The sequence below is a fragment of the Jiangella alba genome (genome assembly GCF_900106035.1).
In the GTDB taxonomy this organism is placed as follows: Bacteria; Actinomycetota; Actinomycetes; order Jiangellales; family Jiangellaceae; genus Jiangella; species Jiangella alba.
Genome location: NZ_FNUC01000004.1, coordinates 1,208,634 through 1,223,184 on the forward strand (window position 1 = coordinate 1,208,634; position 14,551 = coordinate 1,223,184).

The 14,551-nt window shown below is 73.5% G+C and carries 15 protein-coding genes; 3 read left to right on the plus strand and 12 right to left on the minus strand.

Annotated features, from left to right (window positions below; all coding sequences use genetic code 11):
- Positions 1-17: 17 nt before the first annotated feature.
- The 12 genes from BLV02_RS23460 to BLV02_RS23520 form a co-directional block, all read right to left on the minus strand.
- Positions 18-3,182, minus strand: a complete 3,165-nt coding sequence (locus BLV02_RS23460; protein WP_069109364.1) for a LysM peptidoglycan-binding domain-containing protein — start codon at positions 3,180-3,182, stop codon at positions 18-20.
- A gap of 11 nt (positions 3,183-3,193) precedes the next feature.
- Positions 3,194-3,625, minus strand: coding sequence for a hypothetical protein (locus tag BLV02_RS23465; protein ID WP_069109363.1), 432 nt, complete (start codon positions 3,623-3,625; stop codon positions 3,194-3,196).
- A complete protein-coding gene (locus BLV02_RS23470; protein ID WP_069109362.1) occupies positions 3,622-4,059 on the minus strand; it encodes a TadE family protein in 438 nt (145 codons plus the stop codon). The genes BLV02_RS23465 and BLV02_RS23470 overlap by 4 nt, the downstream gene beginning before the upstream one ends.
- Before the next feature lies 1 nt (position 4,060).
- On the minus strand, positions 4,061-4,495 hold the full coding sequence (locus tag BLV02_RS23475; protein ID WP_083288239.1) for a TadE/TadG family type IV pilus assembly protein: 435 nt from the start codon (positions 4,493-4,495) through the stop codon (positions 4,061-4,063).
- Positions 4,496-4,498: 3 nt separating this feature from the next.
- On the minus strand, positions 4,499-4,678 hold the full coding sequence (locus BLV02_RS23480; protein ID WP_069109361.1) for a hypothetical protein: 180 nt from the start codon (positions 4,676-4,678) through the stop codon (positions 4,499-4,501).
- A 145-nt stretch (positions 4,679-4,823) separates the two neighbouring features.
- Positions 4,824-5,729, minus strand: a complete 906-nt coding sequence (locus BLV02_RS23485) for a type II secretion system F family protein (protein ID WP_069109360.1) — start codon at positions 5,727-5,729, stop codon at positions 4,824-4,826.
- On the minus strand, positions 5,726-6,634 hold the full coding sequence (locus tag BLV02_RS23490; RefSeq protein WP_069109359.1) for a type II secretion system F family protein: 909 nt from the start codon (positions 6,632-6,634) through the stop codon (positions 5,726-5,728). The genes BLV02_RS23485 and BLV02_RS23490 overlap by 4 nt, the downstream gene beginning before the upstream one ends.
- Positions 6,631-8,232 (minus strand): CpaF/VirB11 family protein, encoded by a 1,602-nt coding sequence (locus tag BLV02_RS23495; protein ID WP_083288238.1) that lies wholly within the window; start codon positions 8,230-8,232, stop codon positions 6,631-6,633. The genes BLV02_RS23490 and BLV02_RS23495 overlap by 4 nt, the downstream gene beginning before the upstream one ends.
- Positions 8,225-9,034 (minus strand): CpaE/TadZ family protein, encoded by an 810-nt coding sequence (locus BLV02_RS23500; protein ID WP_069109358.1) that lies wholly within the window; start codon positions 9,032-9,034, stop codon positions 8,225-8,227. Before BLV02_RS23500 ends, BLV02_RS23495 begins: the two co-directional genes overlap by 8 nt.
- Positions 9,034-9,735 (minus strand): SAF domain-containing protein, encoded by a 702-nt coding sequence (locus tag BLV02_RS23505; protein ID WP_083288237.1) that lies wholly within the window; start codon positions 9,733-9,735, stop codon positions 9,034-9,036. Before BLV02_RS23505 ends, BLV02_RS23500 begins: the two co-directional genes overlap by 1 nt.
- Positions 9,736-9,788: 53 nt before the next feature.
- Positions 9,789-10,214: a hypothetical protein gene (locus tag BLV02_RS23510; protein ID WP_083288236.1), complete on the minus strand. Its 426-nt coding sequence runs from the start codon at positions 10,212-10,214 to the stop codon at positions 9,789-9,791.
- A 1,317-nt stretch (positions 10,215-11,531) separates the two neighbouring features.
- A complete protein-coding gene (locus BLV02_RS23520) occupies positions 11,532-12,332 on the minus strand; it encodes a hypothetical protein (RefSeq protein WP_069109356.1) in 801 nt (266 codons plus the stop codon).
- Positions 12,333-12,585: 253 nt separating this feature from the next.
- Here BLV02_RS23520 and BLV02_RS23525 point away from each other — a divergent pair, with 253 nt between their 5' ends.
- The 3 genes from BLV02_RS23525 to BLV02_RS23535 are packed head-to-tail and all read left to right on the plus strand — an operon-like array spanning position 12,586 to position 14,511.
- A complete protein-coding gene (locus BLV02_RS23525; protein ID WP_069109355.1) occupies positions 12,586-12,912 on the plus strand; it encodes a hypothetical protein in 327 nt (108 codons plus the stop codon).
- Positions 12,909-14,141 (plus strand): conjugal transfer protein, encoded by a 1,233-nt coding sequence (locus BLV02_RS23530; RefSeq protein ID WP_069109354.1) that lies wholly within the window; start codon positions 12,909-12,911, stop codon positions 14,139-14,141. The genes BLV02_RS23525 and BLV02_RS23530 overlap by 4 nt, the downstream gene beginning before the upstream one ends.
- Before the next feature lie 46 nt (positions 14,142-14,187).
- Positions 14,188-14,511, plus strand: a complete 324-nt coding sequence (locus BLV02_RS23535) for a hypothetical protein (protein ID WP_069109353.1) — start codon at positions 14,188-14,190, stop codon at positions 14,509-14,511.
- Positions 14,512-14,551: the final 40 nt, after the last annotated feature.

Consider the following 14,551-nt stretch of genomic DNA (forward strand, 5'->3'; position numbering starts at 1 on the left):
GCACGAGGCTATTGCGGCTAGAGGCGCTCCGGCACCCCGGAGTGCTCCGGCGCCGGGCTGGTGAGCTCGGCGATCAGCCGGACGGTGGCGACCTCGAGGTCGTCGCCGAGGTCGGCGCTGATGGCGGTCATGCGGGCGACGGCGTCGTCGATGCCGGGCCGGTTGCCGGCCAGGTGCTCGGCCTTGATGCGGTCGCGCCAGAGCAGCTCCATGCCGGGCTCGACCTGCAGGCCGATGGTCGACGCCTTGCGGGCGAGGTGGGCGTCGCCGCCGCGGAGGGCGCGCTGGGCGAGCTCGTGGGCGGTGTCGACGATGGCGGCGATCATCTCCTGCTTGAGGTGCTCGGCCCAGCCGTAGCGGCGCGGGTTGACGCCGGTGAACGGCTGGCCGCGGACCAGCTCGAGCGCCGCGACCAGCTGCTGCGTACCGGCCAGCGCGGGGTCGTCGCCGACCAGTGAGCGCCACTCGTCCCAGTCGGTGGTGACGCCGGGGTGGAACCGGTAGCCGGTGTCGACCCGCGGCAGGTAGTCGTCGCCGTGGGTGTCGCGGCCGAACCAGCGCCGCAGCTTGGAGATGGCGGTGTTGCGGGTGTTCTGGGTGACCCGGCTGCCCGGCCACATGGCGTCGTCGAGGGCGGCGTGCCCGAGGCCGGGGTGCAGCGCGATGAACGCCGCGATCTCGGTGAGCTGCCGGTACTTCGACTGCTCGACCGGCCCTTCGGCGTCGTCGACCTCGACCGGCCCGAGCAGCAGGACGGTGGGCCCGTCGCCCGGCACCCGGGGCGGCGCGGGCGTCAGGGGCGTCGCCGCGACCGGCGTCGCGGGCAGCTCGTCCGCCACCGGCTCGGACGCCGCATCGGGCGCGGCCAGGCGGTCGAAGTCGGCCTCGAGGCTGTCCAGCAGACCGGGACCGACGTCGCCCGGCTCGGGCTCGTCGGCGGGGCGGCCACCGGCGTCGATCCACGGCCGGGATGGCTGCGTCGTGACGCCCAGCAGCTCGAGGATCTGACGGTACTGGTGCTGGTCGAGCCGCTGCGGCTGGACGTCGACGCCCACCGGCTGCAGGACGGCGGTGTCGGGCTCGCCGGCGGTCAGCTCGAGCGACCACTGGCCCACGGCGCCGTGGCCGCTGGTGACGGCGGCGACGGCCACCCGCGGCAGCGACTGCACGAGTTCGGCCAGTTGGGCGTCCTGGTCGGGCCCGAGCGGCTCGCCGAGCAGCACGATCTCGGGCGTCCACGCGGCGACGGCGACCCCGCGGGCGCGTGCGTCGTCGAGCGAGTAGGCGCCGGACTCGGCCATGGCCACGCGGTCGTGCCGGGCTCGCGTGCTCAGCTCGGTGAGCAGGCTGCCGACCGACGGCAGGTAGCGGATGCGGCCGGTGTCGAGGCCACTGGCCAGCTCGGGGCAGGTGCCGACCAGCGTGACCTGGAGGTCGTCGGCCCACGGGCTGGTGGCCAGCTCGACGGCGAGTGCGGCCATGACCTCGCGGGACGGCTCGCGGTCGCCGACGACGGCGAGGGTGCCGAGCCGCTCGAGGTCGAGCAGCAGGTGGCCGTCCTCGGGGCCGTGCCCGACGGTGACCAGGCTCGGGTACGGCGCCGGCACGTCGCGCAGCGCGGCGGCGTCGAACGCGCGCCCGGCGGCGGCCGGCAGCAGCCACACGTGGGCCTGCTCGGTCGCGACGAACGGCGGCGGCAGCACGGCTTCGTCGGCGAGGTACAGCTCGAACTGCTCGGACGTGAGCCGCGCGATGCGCAGCGGGGGCAGCGACACCCCGCGCTGGGCGCAGTCGGCGGCCAGGCCGCGCAGTGCGACGTCGACCACCTCGACGCTCATCGGGTCGGCGACGCCGCGCAGCTCGCGCTCGGTGTCGGCGGCCGCGCCGGCGGGCATGGCGATGCGCTCGCCGGGCTCGCGTCGGCGCTGCTGGGAGCGGCGGCGGGCGGCGAGGAAGGCGAGCACCCCGGCGGCCAGCAGGGCGCCGACGCCGGCCGTGGTGCGGATGGGGACGTCGACGCCGTCGCCGACGGCCTGAGTCGCGGAGTCGCCCAGCTCGGTGTCTTCGGGCTGCTCGGCGGCCGGCGGCTGCACCGGCTCCTCGACCGGCGGCTGCTCCTCGACGGGCGCCTCCTCGGCCGGCGCCTCCTCATGGGGCTGCTCCGGTGCTGGCGGCTGCACCGGCTCTTCCGGTGCTGGCGGCTCGACCGGCTCGCGCGACACGGGGTCGCCGACCACTGGCGGCGTACCCGGTGCGCCCGGGACGGTGATGGTCCAGCCCGGCCGGATGAGGTCGGGGTCGGTGAGCCTGCTGCCGTCGGGCTGGACGGTGTCGCGGGAGGCCTCGACCAGCTCGGGATACCGTGCGCCGTCGCCCAGCCGCTGCTCGGCGATGCCCCACAGGGTGTCGCCCTCGGCCACGACGTGCGTGGCGGCGCCGGTGTCGGCGACCGTGACGGCGGACGGCGCGGGCTCGGGCGGCAGCAGCAGCTGCCAGCCGGGGTCGATCCAGTGCGTGTTGTCGAGCGCGCGGCCGCCGGGCTGCTCGACGCCGTAGTTGAGCTCGGCGATCTCCGGCCAGCGCGCGCCGTCGCCGAGTTCCTGCTCGGCGATGCGCCACAGCGACTCACCCCGCTGGACGGTGTGCGTGCGCTGCACCGTGGCCGGCTGGGCGTCGGTGTCGGGGGCCGCCTCTGTCGTCGCGACCTCGGACGCTGCCGGCGTCTGCGCCGTGGTGACCGGGGCCGGCTGCTGTGCGGGCGGCTGCACCGGCTCGGCGGCCGTGGCCACACCCACCGGCCCGACGACGAACGCGGCGGCCACGGCGGCGACCAGGCCGGCGGCGGCGCGCTGCTGCACGCGCAGGACGGGCAGCCGCGGCGCCTTGCGGCCGCTCAGCGCGGCCGGGATCTCGACCAGCAGGCCCGCGGCGAACGTGAGCCAGCCCAGCCAGCCGATGACGACCAGCGCCTGCAGGAACAGCGACCCGTCGTCGGGCTCGGTGAGCGCCGACGTGACGTCGTCCCAGCTGGGCACGGAGCCCGGGAACGGGTTGCCGGCGACGGCGATCAGTGCGAGCGGGATGCCGACCAGGACCGCGACGATGACGGCCAGCGCTCCCAGAGCACGCAGGACCGAGGCGGTCGTGCGCCGGGGGCGGGCGGTTCGATGGGTTCGAGGCACGGGGGTACTCCTCACTGTTCCGTACCGACGCCACGCGCGAGGCGAGCCTGCGCGCTGCCTGTGGCTTGGGACGTCGGGGGCCCGATCAGCGACAGGAAGACGTTGTCGTAGGTGACGGCGGTGTCGACCTGAACCGTCGTGTCGTTGACGCGGCGGCAGTCGGTGGCCTGACCGCCTGCCGCCGTGACATAGGTGGTGGCAGCGGTGCAGGCCCGGGCGAAGTCGATGGTCGGGTGCCCGGCGCCGTTGCCGTCGATGATGACCGCCTGCGCCGCCGTGCGGGCGGCCTCGGCGGCCATGGCGTTGGCCCGCTGCATGGCCCGGATCTTCCCGCCGCCGTCGACGACCAGCCCGATGGCCAGGAACAACGCCATGACGATGACGACCGCGAAGATCGCGACCGCGCCCTGCTCGGCGTCGGAGCGCCGCGCCCGGGCCGTCATCGGCGCATCCGGTAGGTGTCGAGCGGGCTCTCGACCGTCTCGGTGATCTCCCGCGAGCCGGGCAGGCCGGGGATGGCGAGGTCGGACAGCTGGACGCGGCAGGTGACCGTCGCCGACACCGTGGCCGGCTCGCCCGGCGGGCGGCTGAACTGGCTGGTGTCGATCTGCACCGACGGGCCGCCGACGCACCGGAGGTCTTGTCGCTGCAGCGACGCCTCGGCGGCGTTGCGGCCCTGCAGCAGCGCGTCGCTCTCGGTGCGGGCGATGGACGCGGTGCGTGCGGCCTCGGCGGCGGCGTGCTCGACCGAGCCACCGGCGATGGTGACCCGGCCGCCCAGCACCAGCAACGCGATGATCATCAGCAGGCCGGGCCCGACCACCGCCAGTTCGACGGTGGCGGAGCCGCGCTCACTGCGTGCTGCCTGCGCGGCCATGTCAGCCCGGCCCGGTGAAGCGCTCGACCGGACCGCTGGCCGACTGCGATACCTGGTGCCCGGACCAGCCGGGGAACAGGCTCTGTGACGAGCCCTGGACGGTGATGGTGACCTCGACGTCGCCACCGTCGCCGCTGACGGTGACGCTGCTGAGCACGCCGTCGGCGCCCGCCTCGGCGGCGAACGAGCGCGCCTCGGCGACGCCGGACGCGAGCGACCCGCCGTTGCCGGTGGCTGCGCGCACGCCTTCCTCGGCGGCGGCGAGCGCGACGTTGCGGGCGTGATACCACAACGCACCCTCGATGACGCCGAAGGTGATCAGCAGGACGACCGGGAACAGGACCACGAGCTCCAGCGTCGCCGCGCCTCGTTCGGGACGTCCGGGGAGACGGCGCCGGGTACGACGCCGCTGCCCGTCACGTGGCCGGCGGCTCATGACCTACTGGATCTTCGCTTGTTCGCGGTTGATGACGCCGATGATGATGCCCACCAGGGCGACGGCGGCGACGAAGACCGCGGCGGCGATGACGACGTACTCGAGCGTCGTGGCGCCCTGCTCGCGGCGGCGGTCGGTCAACTCGGAGTAGCGCTCGCGCAGCTCGGCGGACAGGACCGTCATCCATGTCTGGAGTTGCAGCATTGTCGTGTTCCTCTCGGGGGTGCGGGCTGTTCCCGACCCGTCACAGCTGTAGGCATGTCCGGGGAGACTTCTGTGACGTGTCAGGACCGGGGAATTCCTGACTGAGGAAATTACGGACAAAGAGTCATTCGAGCATACGCATCACCGTTGGAGCCGCGAGTAGAGCCATGAAAACCACGCCCAGAAGTGCGACGGGCATGACCATTCGTTCGCTGTCGGCATTGGCGCGGGCGTGCTCGGCCGACAGCATGGCGTCGCGCAGCCCGCTGGCACGGGCGCGCAGGCTCTCGTAGACCGTGGCGCCCTCTTCGCCGGACAGCCGCATGATGTCGGCGAGGTCGTCGAGGTCGCTGAGCCCGAGCTGGACCGAGAGCGTGTGCAGGCCCTCCCACGGCGTCGTGCCGGACCACCGGGCCCGGGCCAGCTCTTCGCGCAGCCGCTGGAACACCCAGGAGTCGCCCACCTCGGCGGCGTTCTCGAGCGCCTGGGTGGAACCGGCGCCGCCGGCCCGTTCCAGCGCGACGAGGTCGATGTAGGCGCCGAGTGCGCGGGTGAACTCCTCGCGGGCGTTGTTGGCCTTCTGCCGGGTCTCGATGTCGGGCAGGAACCACATGACGACGGCGAGGATCAGTCCGACGAACGCGGGCACCGTGAACGGCAGCGAGACGCCGGTGATGGCCAGCGTCAGCGTCAGGATGGCCGGGAAGGCCAGGCCGAGCAGCGCCCACAGCGCCTTCTCGCCGTAGTAGCGGTAGGCGGGGATGCGCAGGAGGTCCAGTTCCTGGCGCGGCAGCCGGAAGCCGACCAGCGTCGGCAGTCGTTGTTCGAGGAACCGGCCGAGGCGGTCCTGGAACAGCGAGCCCGACTGGGTGGCCTGCGGCTCCAGCGCGCGCGTGCTCTCGGTGCCGGTGTCGTGCAGCCGGCCGAGCGTCGCGCGCAGGTGCGGCTGCGCCGGGACCAGCTCGCGCACCACCAGCGCCAGCCCGAGCCCGGCCAGCGCGCCGGCGAGGATGCCCAGCTCCCAGATCATCGCGCCTCCGCCCGGGTCGGTCCGGTGGACGAGCGCAGGTCCCAGCCCATGATCCGCGGCAGCGGCCGGGGCCGGGTGATCTGCCGCATCCACAGCAGGCACAGCACGTAGCAGCTGAGCAGGACGATCAGCACGATCTGCCCGATGGCCGAGCCGTACGGCTCGATGTAGGAGCTGTTGAACGTCATGAAGGCGAGCACGACCAGCGTGATGATGGTGACCATGCGGGCCGTCGTGCGCGGCTTCGACCGGTCGGCCTCGATCTTGCGGCGCACCTGGACGTCCTGGGCCACCGTCGCCGCCAGCCCTTCCAGCACCGCCGCCAGGCCGGCGCCGCGCCGCGTCGCACCGAGGATCAGCGACGACGCGATGAGGTCGCCGGTGGCGTCGTCGAGGTCGTCGGCGAACGCGCGCAGCGCCGCCACCGTGGGCCAGCGGGCGCGCAGCCGCGCGACCAGCGTCGTCACCTCCGGCCGCAGCGCGTCGGGGGTCGACTTCATGGTGGCCGTGATGGCTTGCTCGAGGCCGACGCCGACGGTGAGCACGCCGGCCAGCGACCGCGTCCACTCCTCCATCGCCTCGAGCTTCGCGACCGGGGTGGCCGTGGCCGGCGGGGCGAGCAGTGCGGGCAGGCCGATCAGCGCGGCCGGTACCAGCAGCACGAGAATCAGCCAGCCGGTGAGCAGCCAGCCCACCATGCCGCCGGCGATGCCGATGCCGAGCAGGACGCGCAGCTGCCGGGCTGCCGCGTTGCGGCCGCCGGTCATGCTGACGAACCGTGCCCTGAGCCGCTGGCCGGGCGTGGCCGGACGCGCCTGCACCGGCTGCGGGATCAGCCCGAGCACGATCACGAGGATGCCGCCGAGCACCAGGATGGCCGCGAACGCCGCGGCGAAGGCCGTCACGGCACACCGCCGTGGTCGAGCAGCCGCGGGTTGAAGCCGACCCGCTCGAGGTCGCCCAGCCAGATCGGCGGGGTGCCGGGCACGGCGTGGCCGTCGGGGCCGGGCTGGAAGACGTCGGTGACGGCGGGCAGGCCGTGCTCGCCGGGCTCGATGGCGATGATCTCGCTGATGTAGCGCGATCGCTTGCCGCCCGAGTGGCTGTTGTCGACCAGCTCGATCTGGACGATGAGGTCGATGTGCTCGGCGATCTGCCGGTACGCGAACGACTCGGTGACGTGCTGGCCAGCCTCCATGGCGCAGGTGACCAGGCGCTCGATCGCCGCCCGCGCGGAGTGCGCGTGCGTCGTCGACAGCGAGCCGGCGCCGGACTGCATGGCCTTGAACATCGGCAGCACCTCGCGGCCGCGCACCTCGCCGACGATGAGCCGCGAGAGGTTCATCCGCAGCGAGTCGAAGACGAGGTCGTCGAGGGTGATCTCGCCGACGGCGCGGCCGTCGGGCCCGCGCTCGCCGCTGCCCGGTCGCGCCTCCCACGCCACGATGCGCTTGTGCCGCTCGGGCATGTCGTGCAGATGGAGCTCGTACTCGGTCTCGATGGTGCCGATGCGCTCCATCGGGTCCAGCTCGTTCGTCAGGGCCCGGACCAGCGTGGTCTTGCCCGCACCCTGCGCGCCGGAGACGACCAGGCTCTTGCGGGCCTGGACGGCCGTGGCGAGGAACGCCGCCGCGGCCGGACTGAGCATGTCGAGGTCGACGAGTTCCTTGATGCCGATGTCGGTGAGGCGGTGCTTGCGGATGACGGCGACCGGCCGCGGCGTGATCCACGCGGTGGCCGCCAGCCGCGAGCCGTCACGCAGCCGCAGGTGCAGCCGCGGGTTCGACGGCGAGAACGGCCGCTCGTTGGTGCCCGTGCGGGTGGCCAGGAACGACAGCGTCTCGATCAGTTCCTCGTCGCTGTCGGCCACCGGCGGGCCGTCGACGATGCGGCCGTCGTCGTAGATCAGGTGCACGTTGTCGTGCCCGTTGATCTCGATGTTCTCGATGCCGGGGTCGTCGACCAGCGGCTGCAGCCGGCCGAGCCCGAACAGCGCGGCCATGATGGCCTCTGCCAGCTGGATCTGCTCGTCCGGGGTGATGATCGGCAGGCCCTTGGTGAGCGCCCGCTCGGCGTGGTCGGCGAGCAGCTCGACGACGATGCTGCGGCCCAGCTCGCGCCGACCGGCGTCGTCGAGGCCCTCGCGGCTGCGCAGCGCGTGCGCCAGCTGGTCGGCGGCCTGCTCGCGGTAGGCGCGGACCAGGCCCCAGTCGACCTCGCCGCCACGGCTGGTCGGGCGCAGGATGCCGCCGCTGCGCTCGAGCGCCGTGAGGTCGTCGTCGGCGCGGCGGGCGTGCGCGCCGCTCGGCAGCGGGCCGCGGCCGCGTTGCGCCGAGGCGGAGGCGAGCCGGGCCTGCAGCGACCGGCGCAGGTCCGTCTGGCCCGGGCCGCTGAGCGAGTGGTGGGTGTCGCCCCACTCGTCGCCGTTGCCGTTGCCGTTGTCAGGCTCCGCGAACAGCGGCAGGTTCTCCAGGCTCGCCGCGGCGTTCGTGGGGTCAGCCATAGGTGTGCTCCTCCATCAGGGACTCCGCGGCCGGGGCCAGCCGGGTGCGATGGCGGTCGACCAGTTCGTGCACGGCGCCGATGACGACCCGCGTGCTGCGGAACAGCGGGGCCGCCGCGAATCGCCGTCCGTACGGAGCCCCGACGCTGAGGGAGTCGGACGCGGCCTGGTCCCACGCCAGGGAGGCCAGCACCGGGACGCCCAGGGCGGAGTGGATCTCGCGGGCGCGGTACGGCTGGCCCTCGCCGATGAGCAGCATCGCCAGCGTGTCGTCGCCCTGCCCCAGCTCGACGAGGTCTTCGCGCAGCACGTTCACCCGGGCTCGCGCCGAGCTGACGGCGGGCAGCGTGGTGCGCGTGACCAGCAGGACGGCGTCGGCGGAGCGCAGCAGCGGCATCGGGCCGTGCCGCATGCCCAGCCGCCCGGCGTCGACGATGACGTCGGTGCCGGTGCGTTCGAGGTTGGCCAGCACGATGCTCAGCGGCGACCACAGCTTGTCCATGCTGGCCGCCTGCTGGGCGTTGACCAGGCCGGGGACGAGCCGGACGCGGTTCTCGATGAGCGCGACCGTCTGGTCGTAGAACTTGTCGTCCAGCACGCCGCGGCGGTGCGCGACGGCCAGGCTGACCAGCCCGCGGTCGGGCGGGACGGTGCCGCGGAGGTACCCCGCGAGAATGCTGCTGCTGCCGGCGACGTCGGCCTCGACCAGCACGACCGGCCGCGGCCACAGCATGGCCATCGCCAGTGCCGTGGTCGTGACGCCGGGTGCGCCTCGTGCCGAGGTGAGAGCGACGACCGCCATCACTCACCTCCCGTCGCGCGCGACCCCAGGATGACGACGATGCGCCCGGTCGCGACGCGGGCGGCGAGGTCGGGAGCACGCACCTCGGGCACGACGACGTTGACCATGCGCTGGCCGGTCTCGTCGTCCGTCGTCGTCGACACGACCGTCGCCTCGATGGAGTCGGGCGTCGAGCTGGGTGGGTTGTCCTGCGGGTTCGGGGTGTCGACGATGCGGACGGTGTCGCCGGGGCGCAGCGGCTCGCTCGGCAGCTGGGCCGCCGTGACCGCGACGCCGACCATCGACTCGCCCTCGGCCGGCTGGATGGCGCCGCTGAAGGAGTTCGCGGTGACGAGCGTGCCGGCCGGCAGGTCGACGGACGCGTACTGGCCCACGACCTCACTGCTGCGCTCGGCGCGGATCGGGTCGAGCGCGGGGTCGGCGTTGATGCTCGCCGTCGTGAGGTCGTCCTCGGTGATCTGCTCGCCGCGTGCGACGTCGGCGCGCACCGCGAGGACGTCGACGGTGTCACTCATGCTCGTGGCCAGCCAGGCCGCGCCCAGGCCGCCGAGGGCGACCAGGGCCACGCCGAGACCGATCAATGCCGGCCGGCGGCGCTGCTTCGGCGGCGCGGCGACGGCCGGTTCCAGCTTGGCCTCGGCGATGTCGAACTCGTCGTCGAGGTGATCGGGTGCCGGCTGATGGGTGGGGGGCGAACTCATCGTTGCCGTCCTGCTTTGTCCGGGGAAGGTGTTGTTCGTGCTGCGGTGCTGCGTTACGTCGGGCTGTCCAGGTAGAAGGTGAGGGCCAGGGTCGCCAGCCGGCTGCGGGATCCGGCGCCGAGCTCGGTGACCAACCGGTCCAGGACCTCGTAGTCCTGTTCGTAGAGCCGGATGTTGAGCGGCGAGAGGGGCTGGGCCACGGGAAGCTGGGGCTTCGCCGTGCGGGCGGTGAAGAGTCGGCCTCCTATGCTGTTGGACTCATTGTGCTGTTTGACCAGGTGATCGTGGCCGGCTTCGATCGCATCGATGAGGATCTGCCCGTTCGACCGGCCCGACCTCTGGCGTTCCGCCGCCACCAACGACACCAGCGACGACGGAATGTGCACGACGCTCGGTTTGATGACGGGCGCGCTGTCGGCATCCACCACCGGATCCGTGCCCTGCCGCAAGAATTCAGTGGTTGGAGTGCTCTCGGTCAACGCCGGCCTCCTCGAGACACCTGCGAGGCCGTGCCCTGCACGGACGGCCTCGTGGCATGAGGGTATGTGACTGAGCCCACAACTGCATAGGGCGCGAATTGTTAAGTCTTGGCGAGCGTCTGGTGGCTGTATGACCCATGTATGGGCTCCGTCCGGGGCGACGCGAGCCTCCCTGCCGGCTCGGCCGTTCAGACGATCTTCACGGCTGACCAGTGGCGGCGCAACCCGAATGGCCCACTTCCATGATCATCCCGCGTCCCGAGTGACGGACGTGAACTGTGTACGCGCGTGATGCAGGGGTGCAGGTCATAGGTCTAGACCTCAGTCGCGGGTTGTCCCACGATGCGGGCGGTTTGCTGGGCCGTGTTGCTTCGGTTCGCCGTCTGCGCCGCCCTCTGGGCTGACGGGCGCCTCGGCGGCAGGATCGTCCAGACCTGACACGCGGGCCTGTGCCCCTGCCACTCGGGGACGCCGTTCGCGGTGCGGGCGCGCCTGGCTGACTCCGGCCCACACCGCTTGGCGACTCGACATCGTCGGTTGCCTTGCCGAGTACGTCCGCCGGCGGTGGTCAGCGCCGCCGTGCCCGCGTTGCCGGGTACCTCGCGCCTGCGGGCCGGCACCGACCCATGTCCGCCGACCGCAGCGACCCGCCGGCACATCGGCTCCAGCCGCTCAGCCACTGCCGGCGGACCCGCCGCCCCGGCCGGCCGAACCGCGCACGCTGGCCTGGCTGGTGGAATCGCGCGGGCCGCCGGTGGCGCCGGCCGCTCGCCGCCCTGGCTGGCGCAGCCGCCCGGGTTGCCGCCCGGGTTGCCGCCCGGATCGTCAGAGCTGTCGGCAGCGTCCGGGCCGCATGCGGTCCTGACTGGTGGAGCCGCCCGGGCCGCCGCCGGCGCCGTCAGAGCTGCCGGTAGCGCCCCGGCCGCCGGTAACGTCCGGGCCGGTCGCCGCCGTCCGTACCGGCCAAGCCCTCCTGACGGCCGCCAGCGTCGTCCGCGTCGCCGGCATCGCCGGAGCCGCGCGCGTCGTCCGACTCGCCCGGGCCATCGCCGGCGCCGTCGAGGAGGCCGGTCTCGCGTTGGTCGCCGGGAGCGTCCGGGTCGCGGACGTCCTCCCATGCGCCCGGGCCTGCGGCATCCTCGAGGCCGCCGGAAGCGCGCAGCCCGCCGGCACCGACCAGGCCGCCGCCGGCACCGCCGGGAGGCCGAGGCCGCCGCGGTATGCGGCACGTCCGCCAGGGCGCCACCCGGCCGGCGTCCATCGGGAACCGCCGCCGCCGAGCGCAGGCCTTGCCGCGCCGCCTGCGCCGGGGGCCGCTCACGCCGCCGCGGGGACGTCGGTGCGGAGGGCGCGCGCCACCTTGCGGATGGCGCGACTGGCCCGTTGCCGCGCCGCCGGCCAACTGAGCCCGTGCCGTTCGGCCGCCGCCGCGCCGCCCTCGGTGCCCGGGGCCGGCGTGTAGATGTCGAGGATCAGCGTGGCGTCGGCCGCCGTGATGGTGCCGTCGTCGACGGCCCACGTGAGGAGGTCGAGCAGTTCGTGGTCGGCGGTGGTCCGCTCGGACGGCGGCAGCGGCATGAGGTCGGCGGCCAGGACGTCGGGACTGGTGGGGGTCTCGCTGAGCTGATGGGTCAGCTCACCGGTGACGGCGCGCAGCGTCTCCATGGCGAGGTTGGCCGCCACCTTCACCGGCCGCCGCTCGATCGGATAGGTCGCGATGGTCGTCCACAGCGCGGCGACGGCGGTGTGCTCGAGCGCCGGCTTGGTGTCGCGGCCGGACCGCGTCATGGCGATGCGGACCGCCTTGCCGAGCATGAGCTGCAGGACGGTCCGCCCGGCCAGTGAGTCGCCGGCCTGGGCGAGGCGCAGCAGCGCGAGCAGGATGCGGTCGGCTTGCTCGGCGCCGGCCGCGGCGACGGCCAGTTCGACGTCCTCGAGGGCGAGGCAGCCGGACAACTCCGGGTGCCGGCGGGCCCACTGGGCGACCGCGGACTCGGTGCGCGGGTCGGCGCACAGCCCGCTCCATTCGGTGTTCAACCGGCCCACGAGACTCGCGTCGGCACGACGGCGGGCGCCGCTGCAGGTGACGTCGGGGGCGGTGGTGACGGGTGTCGGCATCGGGTGTCTCCTCCGGGGTGGATCGACGCTTCAACCGTGGTCGGAGGGGCTTGCCCTGGGTCTTGCCCGGACGGGTCGAGAGGCCGGAATTTCACTTGCCCGGTTGGGGAGTGTGCAGGTCAGCGGCTTGCCCGATGACCGTGATGATCCAAATGCCCGATCCGCCGCCGCAACCCGCCCCGATCACCCCGTCACAAGACGCCACCCCCCGGCACCTACGCAGACAACCGACCCGCCGACCGAGGAGCCCGAGATGACAGAGCGCTTCAGCAACCGGCAGTCCCTCATGGACGCGGCCACGGTGCTGGCGGCGCGACGGGCCATCGACCGGGAGCTCGCTCACCTCATCGCCGACCCCTTCGATCGCGACGCGGCCAAGCGGCTGCACGACGCGGTGGGCGCCAACGCCGACCGCGCGCAGGAGGCGCTCGAACGGCTGGTGCACGTGACGGAGCTACGCGAGCCGTGGGAGCCGGGCGTGGTCGGCACAGGCTCCGGTGCGGGCTCGGACGGTGAGGTGGCTCCTCCGTCCTCGAGCCCGCACCGGTACGACGCGACTCACGAGGAACCGGCGCCATGAAGATCAACTGGGGCTTCGGGCCACCGAAGGACGACGACGCCGGCGGGCGCAAGGCCCGCGGGCGCGGGGCCGGTCCGCGCGGCGCCGCCGCCGACTCCCCGGACACTGACACCGACGGCCCGCGGTCCGAGCAGCACACGTGGACCGGCGGCTCCCAGCTCGCCACCCGCATCGTCGTCGGCCTGCTGTGGGTCGCGCTCGTCGCCGGGCCGATGGCGCTGGCGCTGCAGGTGCTCATGCCCGAGAGCCGTCCCGTCGTGAACCAGGACGGCTACGTCGACCGCCTCGGCGAGGCCGCCGCCGTCAGCGAGTTCGCCGAGCGCGCCGTCGTCACCTGGCTCGAGACGCCGGGCGAGCAGTCCGACGAGCTGCGCCCCTACTTCGGCGACCTCGGGCAGAGCCGGCCCGACGTCCCGTGGACGACGTCCGGCTCGGCCGTCGCCGAGATCGTCAAGGACGACACCGGCCTCTGGGCGGTCACGGTGGGCGTCGACGCCGCCGAGGGCAAGCCGCCGGCCGACGCCGAGCCCGCGGCCGACGCGCCGGCCGAGCCCGCCGAGACCCCCGACGGCGACGCCGCCGAGGACGACGCCGACGCCGAACCCGTCGAGCGCATCACCTCCGGCCGCCTCTACTTCCAGGTGCCCGTCCTCTACGTCGACGGCGAGATGATCGCGCAGGCGCTGCCCGCACCGGTGCCGGCGCCCGACGAGTTCGAGCAGCTGGCCTCCGCCTACGACCACGGGCTCGCGGCCGACCACCCCGCGTACGCCCGCGTCGCCAACTTCCTCAACGCCATGCTCGTCAGCGGCGACCAGGCCTCGCTCGAGGCCTACAGCAGCCCGGGCACGTCGTTCCGCGCCCTGAACCCGGTGCCGTACGCCGGCGTCCAGGTCGACACCATCGTCGCCGCCGGCGGCGAGGCGCCGAGCGAAGAGCCGTCCGACGGCGAGACCACCGAGGTCCAGGCCAACGTCACGCTGAGCGGCTCCAACGGCGAGCAGCTCGGCGCCCAGTACTCCCTGGTGCTCCGTGCGCGCGAGGGCCGGTGGGAGGTGGCCCGGCTGCGCACGTCGCCCGCGCTGGCCGAGCCGGTCCCGCTGCCCGAGCCGGCGCCGGTCACCACCCCGACTCCTGGGACGAGCGGGACCTCGTCCCAGGGCCCAACGCCGACGAGGGAGGCCGAATCAGACCCACCAGCCACCGGGTCGACCACCGAGTCGCCCTAGCCGACCACGTCCACGCACCTCAGCCCGCACACAAGGAGAAGGAGCCATGAGCCTCATCACCGGACTCACGGCGACGGCACCCGACCTCGCCACCTCGTCCATCACCATCCAGGCCGGACTGCTCGACTGGACCACTGACACCGCCTCGAGCCTGCAGACGGTGCTTCGCGTGGTGGCCATCACCGTGGCCATCCTGTTCGTGGTCTACAAGGCCGTGAACTCGAAGTTCGCCATCGGCACCATCATCGTGTCCGCGCTCGCCGCCGGCGTCTTCATCTGGATCGTCTACAACGTCACCGCCCTGCGCGACACCGTCGGCGAAGACCTCCCCGGGTCGGCGCCGGTGTCACAGCAGGTCGACCTGACGTAGCCGCCCCCGCCCCCGGCCAGCCGCGAGAGGAGGTGACGAT

Excerpts from the sequence above, each read along its gene's own strand:
- BLV02_RS23465 (WP_069109363.1), bottom strand. The coding sequence starts at position 3,625 with ATGACGGCCCGGGCGCGGCGCTCCGACGCCGAGCAGGGCGCGGTCGCG.
- BLV02_RS23470 (WP_069109362.1), bottom strand. The coding sequence starts at position 4,059 with ATGGCCGCGCAGGCAGCACGCAGTGAGCGCGGCTCCGCCACCGTCGAA.
- BLV02_RS23475 (WP_083288239.1), bottom strand. The coding sequence starts at position 4,495 with ATGAGCCGCCGGCCACGTGACGGGCAGCGGCGTCGTACCCGGCGCCGT.
- BLV02_RS23480 (WP_069109361.1), bottom strand. The coding sequence starts at position 4,678 with ATGACGGTCCTGTCCGCCGAGCTGCGCGAGCGCTACTCCGAGTTGACC.
- BLV02_RS23485 (WP_069109360.1), bottom strand. The coding sequence starts at position 5,729 with ATGATCTGGGAGCTGGGCATCCTCGCCGGCGCGCTGGCCGGGCTCGGG.
- BLV02_RS23495 (WP_083288238.1), bottom strand. The coding sequence starts at position 8,232 with ATGGCTGACCCCACGAACGCCGCGGCGAGCCTGGAGAACCTGCCGCTG.
- BLV02_RS23500 (WP_069109358.1), bottom strand. The coding sequence starts at position 9,034 with ATGGCGGTCGTCGCTCTCACCTCGGCACGAGGCGCACCCGGCGTCACG.
- BLV02_RS23505 (WP_083288237.1), bottom strand. The coding sequence starts at position 9,735 with ATGAGTTCGCCCCCCACCCATCAGCCGGCACCCGATCACCTCGACGAC.
- BLV02_RS23520 (WP_069109356.1), bottom strand. The coding sequence starts at position 12,332 with ATGCCGACACCCGTCACCACCGCCCCCGACGTCACCTGCAGCGGCGCC.
- BLV02_RS23525 (WP_069109355.1), top strand. The coding sequence starts at position 12,586 with ATGACAGAGCGCTTCAGCAACCGGCAGTCCCTCATGGACGCGGCCACG.
- BLV02_RS23530 (WP_069109354.1), top strand. The coding sequence starts at position 12,909 with ATGAAGATCAACTGGGGCTTCGGGCCACCGAAGGACGACGACGCCGGC.
- BLV02_RS23535 (WP_069109353.1), top strand. The coding sequence starts at position 14,188 with ATGAGCCTCATCACCGGACTCACGGCGACGGCACCCGACCTCGCCACC.